The sequence below is a fragment of the Kitasatospora sp. NPDC057198 genome (genome assembly GCF_042670125.1).
Taxonomy (GTDB): Bacteria; Actinomycetota; Actinomycetes; order Streptomycetales; family Streptomycetaceae; genus Kitasatospora.
On sequence record NZ_JBHUWH010000489.1, the window covers coordinates 1 to 5,586 of the forward strand.

The 5,586-nt window shown below is 75.3% G+C and carries 7 protein-coding genes; 4 read left to right on the plus strand and 3 right to left on the minus strand.

Translation table 11 applies throughout. The features are described 5' to 3' along the window. Positions 1-8: 8 nt before the first annotated feature. On the minus strand, positions 9-593 hold the full coding sequence (locus tag ACFUEL_RS33865) for a TMEM165/GDT1 family protein (protein WP_380241113.1): 585 nt from the start codon (positions 591-593) through the stop codon (positions 9-11). Between the two features lie 385 nt (positions 594-978). Between ACFUEL_RS33865 and ACFUEL_RS33870 the strand changes: the two genes are divergently transcribed. The 4 genes from ACFUEL_RS33870 (at position 979) to ACFUEL_RS33885 (ending at position 3,639) form a co-directional block, all read left to right on the plus strand. Then, complete coding sequence (locus ACFUEL_RS33870) at positions 979-1,293, plus strand: hypothetical protein (RefSeq protein WP_380241115.1); 315 nt, start codon at positions 979-981, stop codon at positions 1,291-1,293. A 287-nt stretch (positions 1,294-1,580) separates the two neighbouring features. Then, positions 1,581-2,771, plus strand: a complete 1,191-nt coding sequence (locus ACFUEL_RS33875; protein WP_380241117.1) for a cytochrome P450 — start codon at positions 1,581-1,583, stop codon at positions 2,769-2,771. A 26-nt stretch (positions 2,772-2,797) separates the two neighbouring features. Next, positions 2,798-3,004, plus strand: a complete 207-nt coding sequence (locus tag ACFUEL_RS33880) for a ferredoxin (protein WP_380241119.1) — start codon at positions 2,798-2,800, stop codon at positions 3,002-3,004. A 32-nt stretch (positions 3,005-3,036) separates the two neighbouring features. Further along, positions 3,037-3,639, plus strand: coding sequence for an AAA family ATPase (locus ACFUEL_RS33885; RefSeq protein ID WP_380241121.1), 603 nt, complete (start codon positions 3,037-3,039; stop codon positions 3,637-3,639). Between the two features lie 6 nt (positions 3,640-3,645). On the opposite strand, the gene ACFUEL_RS33890 is transcribed toward ACFUEL_RS33885, so the two are convergent. Together ACFUEL_RS33890 and ACFUEL_RS33895 are read right to left on the minus strand one after the other, a co-directional pair. Then, the gene (locus tag ACFUEL_RS33890) at positions 3,646-4,278 is read right to left on the minus strand and encodes an MBL fold metallo-hydrolase (protein ID WP_380241123.1); all 633 of its coding nucleotides are present in this window, start codon (positions 4,276-4,278) and stop codon (positions 3,646-3,648) included. After that, positions 4,278-5,363 (minus strand): S-(hydroxymethyl)mycothiol dehydrogenase, encoded by a 1,086-nt coding sequence (locus ACFUEL_RS33895; RefSeq protein WP_380241125.1) that lies wholly within the window; start codon positions 5,361-5,363, stop codon positions 4,278-4,280. Before ACFUEL_RS33895 ends, ACFUEL_RS33890 begins: the two co-directional genes overlap by 1 nt. Positions 5,364-5,586: the final 223 nt, after the last annotated feature.

Here is a 5,586-nt window from a genome sequence, read left to right on the forward strand (position 1 = left end):
GTGCGGGGTCAGCCGATGAGGGCCTCGACCAGCGTCCAGGTGGCCAGCACGGCCATGCACAGGCCGCCGACCCGCTGCACGGTGCGCAGCGGGACGCGCTTGGCGATGAACCGGCCGACCAGCAGGGCCAGCGCGGAGACCGACATCAGGGCGGCCGCGGAGCCGATCGCGGTGGGCAGCCAGCCGTTGGTGGCGGCCAGGTTGGCGGTGGTGATCTGGGTCAGGTCGCCCCACTCGCCGATGAACACCGTCATGAACGCGGTGCCCCACACCGGCCAGAAGCCGGTGACCGTCCGCGCGCCGCCCTCCTCGCCGTCCTCGTCGCCGCCCGAGCGCAGCAGCACGAACGCGCCGAAGCCGAACAGCGCGGCGGAGACCAGCTTGACGGCCGTGCCGGGCAGCAGGCTCAGCAGGCTGCCCGCGCCGACCGCGATCGCGACGTGCACGATGAACGCCGCCGAGGTGCCGAACCACACGTACAGCGGGCGCATGCGGGTGCCCATGGCCAGCGAGGCGAACATCGTCTTGTCGGGGAGTTCGGCGAGGAAGATCAGCCCGAAGGCGGTCAGCATCGCCAGGGGGTCGAAGGACATCGGAGCGCTTTCTGCAGGGGCCGGGCCGCGGACTCGAACGGCACCGGGCGGGCGACGGGCGAACCTCTCGGCCCGGCACGACGAGACCTCCCGCACGGTGGGCGCGGCAGGGTCATGCACGGGGCCGAAGGTCTCGTCCGTCGCGGCGGCTGCCCACCGCGACCCACGGGCCGGGACGGCGAGCCGTCCAGTGTGTCGACCGGTGGTGTTTCGGGACTACTCCCCTTCGCTCCGGCGAGTCTAGGGGATCGACAAAGCAGGGGTAAAGCCGCCCCCGTCCCGGTGTGGACCGCCGGGCCCTGGGCACGCGCGGGGCCGGAACGAGGCGCCGGGACGCGGAGCCGGGACGGGCCGGAACGAGGCGCCGGAACGAAGGGAGCGGGAGATGGACGAGATGCCGCAGGGCGGTGCGGGCGGCGTGCCCCGCGGGCCCGACTACGCGGGCGACGACTACCGCGCGGAGGGCCGGCCGCCGACCGTCCGCCACGACCGGCACGGCGAGGGCTGGAGCTTCGAGCGCGACGCCGAGCGGAGCGCCGGCGAGCAGCCGGACGCGGGGGAGGAGCACGAGACGGCGCCGGACGACGGGTCCGACGAGGACCGGCCGGAGGACGGGCAGGGGGACGCCACCACCGCCGAGCCGGGCCGGGCCCGGCGGCTGCACCCGGGCGGGGAGTCGGAGGGGCGCTCGGGCGGCTGACCGGGGGCCGGTGGCCCGTTCTCGACCGTACCGGCGGCCGGGAACGGGCGGGGGTGAGGTGGACATGCCTGGTGGTGGGCGGTGCGGCGGCCCGGCGGCCGGGCCGGGATCCGGACAGAATCCGCTCCGGCGGCCCGGCGTCCTTCTCCTGGACACGGAACGCGAGTTAGCGTGACGGTGAGTTAGTTGCCCGAGGCACTCAATTGCCGGGCCCGCCCCGTCGCACCCCACCCCCGCCCCCGGGGGCCGGAACCGCGCGCCGACCGGGCCCCGGGAGGGAACCCACCATGGCCACTGCCGCCCCCACCAGCCACCCCGCCCCGCGCGGCACCTGCCCGTTCGCCCCGCCGCCCGCCTACCAGCAGGCCCGGCGGGACGAGCCGGTCAGCCGGATCGCCCTCTGGGACGGCACCCCCTGCTGGCTGGTCACCCGGTACCAGGACGTCCGCGACCTGCTCGCCGACCCCAGGTTCAGCGCCGACGCCACCCGCCCCGGCTTCCCCTTCCTCAGCGCCGCCGCCCGCCACCTCGGCGCCGGCCGGGCCTCCTTCATCCGGATGGACGACCCCGAGCACGGCCGGCTGCGCCGGATGCTCACCGGAGACTTCACCCTCCGCAAGACCGCCGCCCTGCGCCCCGCGGTCCAGCAGGCCGCCGACGACCTGTTCGAGAAGATGACCGCCGGCCGCACCGGCGCCGACCTGGTCGCCGAGTTCGCCCTCCCGCTGCCCTCCCTGGTGATCTGCCTGCTGCTCGGCGTCCCCTACCAGGACCACGAGTTCTTCCAGCGCTGCAGCCGCACCCTGCTGCGCCGCGACAGCCCGATCGAGGAGGTGGCCGCCGCCCAGCGGGAACTCGCCGACTACCTCGACGCGCTCACCGACCACAAGCGCACCCACCCCGACGACGGCATCCTCAGCCGCCTGGTCGCCCGCGGTGAACTCGCCACCGAGGACATCGGCGCGATGGGCCGCCTGCTGCTGGTCGCCGGCCACGAGACCACCGCCAACATGACCGCACTGTCCGTCCTCGCCCTGCTCCGCCACCCCGACCAGCTCGCCCACCTGCGCGCCCACCCCGAAGCCACCCCCGCCGCCGTCGAGGAACTGCTGCGCTGGCTCAGCATCGTGCAGAGCGGCCTCACCCGGGTCGCGGTCGAGGACGCCGAGATCGGCGGCGTCCTGATCCGGGCCGGCGAGGGCGTGGTCTGCCAGCTCAACACCGCCAACCGCGACGACGACCGCTACCCCGACGGCGACACCCTCGACCTCACCCGCGACACCCGCCGCCACGTCGCCTTCGGCTTCGGCGTCCACCAGTGCCTCGGCCAGCCGCTCGCCCGCCTCGAACTGGAGATCGCCCTCGACACCCTGCTGCGCCGCCTGCCGGAACTGCGGCTGGCCGTGCCGTTCGAGGAGATCCGCTTCCGCCACGAGATGACCGTCTACGGCGTCGAGACCCTGCCCGTCGCCTGGTGACCCCCCGCCCCGCGAAAGGAACCCCCGTGATCGTCCACATCGACCCCGACCGGTGCTGCGGCGCCGGACAGTGCGTCCTCGCCGCCCCCGGGGTGTTCGACCAGCGCGAGGACGACGGCACCGTCCTGCTGCTCGACGCCGCCCCGCCCGCCGCCCTCGCCCGGGAGGTCGCCGACGCCGTCGCCGCCTGCCCGGGAGGGGCGATCCGACTGGAGGAGGACCCACCCCGGTAGGCTGCGGGCGGACCACCGGGAGGAGCGAGCACGTGCAGGTCACCGGGTTCGTCCCGCGCGAGACGGCCGACCTGCGCGGCCGGACCGGCGGGCCGCTGACCCTCCGCTACGGGCCGCGCGCCGTCGTCCTGGTCGGCGGGCTGCCCGGCAGCGGCAAGTCGACGCTGCTGCGCCGCTGGGACGCCCCCGCCGAGCTGATCGACCCCCGCACCACCCGGCTCGCCTGCCAGGCCAGGATGCCCGCCGCCCTCCCGTACCCGCTCTACCGCCCCGCCGTGCGCGTCCTGCACTTCCTGCGCACCCGCGCCGCGTTCCGCCGGCCCGGACCGCTGCTGGTGCACGACTGCGGCAGCCGCTGGTGGATGCGCCGGGCCCTGGCCCACTGGGCCCGGCGGAGCGGACGCGAACTGCACGTGGTGCTGCTCGCCGTCCGCCCCGCCGAAGCCCTCGCCGGCCAGCGCGCCCGGGCCCGCACCGCCGCACCGCGCACCTTCCGGCTGCACGTGCGGCGGCTCGCCCGGCTGCAGGCCGGGATCGAACGGCACGGCCGGGCCGCCTTCCCCGGCGCCCGCTCGGTGCTGCTCGCCGACGCCGCCTCCCGCGAACGGCTGGCCGGCGTCCGGTTCGGGGACTGACCCGGGTCAGTGCCCGCGGGCGATCCACTCCGCCAGGTGCGGGGCCTCCGCCCCGACGGTGGTCGAATCGCCGTGGCCGGTGCGCACCACCGTCTCCGGGGGCAGCGTCAGCAGCCGCTCCCGGATCGAGTCGATGATGGTCGGGAAGTCCGAGAACGACCGGCCGGTGGCGCCCGGACCGCCCGCGAACAGGGTGTCGCCGGTGAAGACGGTGCCCAGCTCCGGCGCGTACAGGCTGACCGCGCCCGGACTGTGGCCCGGCGTGTGCAGCACCGTCAGCACCGTGCCCGCGACCGCGATCTGCTGGCCGTCCGCCAGCGCGGCGTCCGGCTCGCGGTCCGGGTGGGCCTGCCGCCACAGCACCTGGTCCGAGGGGTGCAGCAGCACCGGGGCGCCGCCGTTCAGCGCCGACAGCGCCGGAGCCGCGTCCACGTGGTCGTTGTGCGCGTGCGTGGAGACCACCGCCAGCAGCCGCCGGCCGCCCAGCGCCGCGTGGATCGCCGCCGCGTCGTGCGCCGCGTCGATCACCACCGCCTCGGCGTCGTCACCGACGATCCACACGTTGTTGTCGACCTCCCAGGTGCCGCCGTCCAGGCTGAACTCGCCCGAGGTGACCAGCTGTTCGATCCGCGCCGCCATCAGAACACCACCACCGAGCGCAGCACCTCGCCGCGCTGCATCCGGGCGAACGCCTCCTCCACGCCGTCCAGCGGGACGGTCTCGCTGACGAACGCGTCCAGGTCCAGCCGGCCCTGGAGGTACAGGTCGATCAGCATCGGGAAGTCCCGCTCCGGTAGGCAGTCCCCGTACCAGGACGACTTCAGCGCCCCGCCCCGCCCGAACACGTCCAGCAGCGGCAGCTCCAGCTTCATCTCCGGCGTCGGCACACCCACCAGCACCACCGTGCCCGCCAGGTCACGGGCGTAGAACGCCTGCTCGTACGTCTCCGGGCGGCCCACCGCCTCGATCACCACGTCGGCGCCGTGGCCGCCGGTCAGCCCGCGGATCGCCTCCACCGCGTCCACCGCACGGGAGTTGACGGTGTGGGTGGCGCCCAGGCGCTGCGCCGTGGCCAGCTTGCGGTCGTCCACGTCCACCGCGATGATCGTGCCCGCCCCCGCCAGCCGGGAGCCCACCACCGCCGCGTTGCCCACGCCGCCGCAGCCGATCACCGCGACGCTGTCACCCCGGCCCACCTGCCCGGTGTTGATCGCCGCGCCCAGACCCGCCATCACCCCGCAGCCCAGCAGACCCGCCGCCGCCGGGGACGCCGCCGGGTCGACCTTGGTGCACTGGCCGGCCGCGACCAGCGTCTTCTCCGCGAAGGCGCCGATGCCCAGCGCCGGGGACAGCTCGGTGCCGTCCTCCAGCGTCATCTTCTGCTTCGCGTTGTGGGTGGCGAAGCAGTACCACGGGCGGCCCCGCTTGCAGGCCCGACAACGACCGCACACCGCACGCCAGTTGAGGATCACGTAGTCGCCCGGCGAGAGGTCCTCCACGCCCTCGCCGACCGACTCCACCACACCCGCCGCCTCGTGCCCCAGCAGGAACGGGAACTCGTCGTTGATCCCGCCCTCCCGGTAGTGCAGGTCCGTGTGGCACACCCCGCACGCCTGCACCCGCACCACCGCCTCACCCGGCCCCGGATCCGGCACCACGACGGGCACCACCTCCACCGGCGCCCCCTTCGCACGCGCGATCACACCCCGGACAACCTGAGCCATCTTCGGTACCCGTCCTCACTCGGTCCACGGCGGCGCCCGGCACTGGACGCCGCCCAGCAGCGAACTTACGCGGTTTCAGCGGTGAAGTCGCCCGGTCGGGCCCGGGGCGCGCGTGACGCCTGCGGCGGGGTGGCGGGGACGGCGGGAAGGGGGTGGTGGGGACGGCGGGAAGGGGACGGCGGAGAAGGGGTGGTGGGGGTGCGGCTGCGCCGGGCCCGGGGGT

Coding starts and splice junctions, on each gene's coding strand:
- ACFUEL_RS33895 (WP_380241125.1), bottom strand. CDS start 5,363: ATGGCTCAGGTTGTCCGGGGTGTGATCGCGCGTGCGAAGGGGGCGCCG.
- ACFUEL_RS33890 (WP_380241123.1), bottom strand. CDS start 4,278: ATGGCGGCGCGGATCGAACAGCTGGTCACCTCGGGCGAGTTCAGCCTG.
- ACFUEL_RS33870 (WP_380241115.1), top strand. CDS start 979: ATGGACGAGATGCCGCAGGGCGGTGCGGGCGGCGTGCCCCGCGGGCCC.
- ACFUEL_RS33865 (WP_380241113.1), bottom strand. CDS start 593: ATGTCCTTCGACCCCCTGGCGATGCTGACCGCCTTCGGGCTGATCTTC.
- ACFUEL_RS33875 (WP_380241117.1), top strand. CDS start 1,581: ATGGCCACTGCCGCCCCCACCAGCCACCCCGCCCCGCGCGGCACCTGC.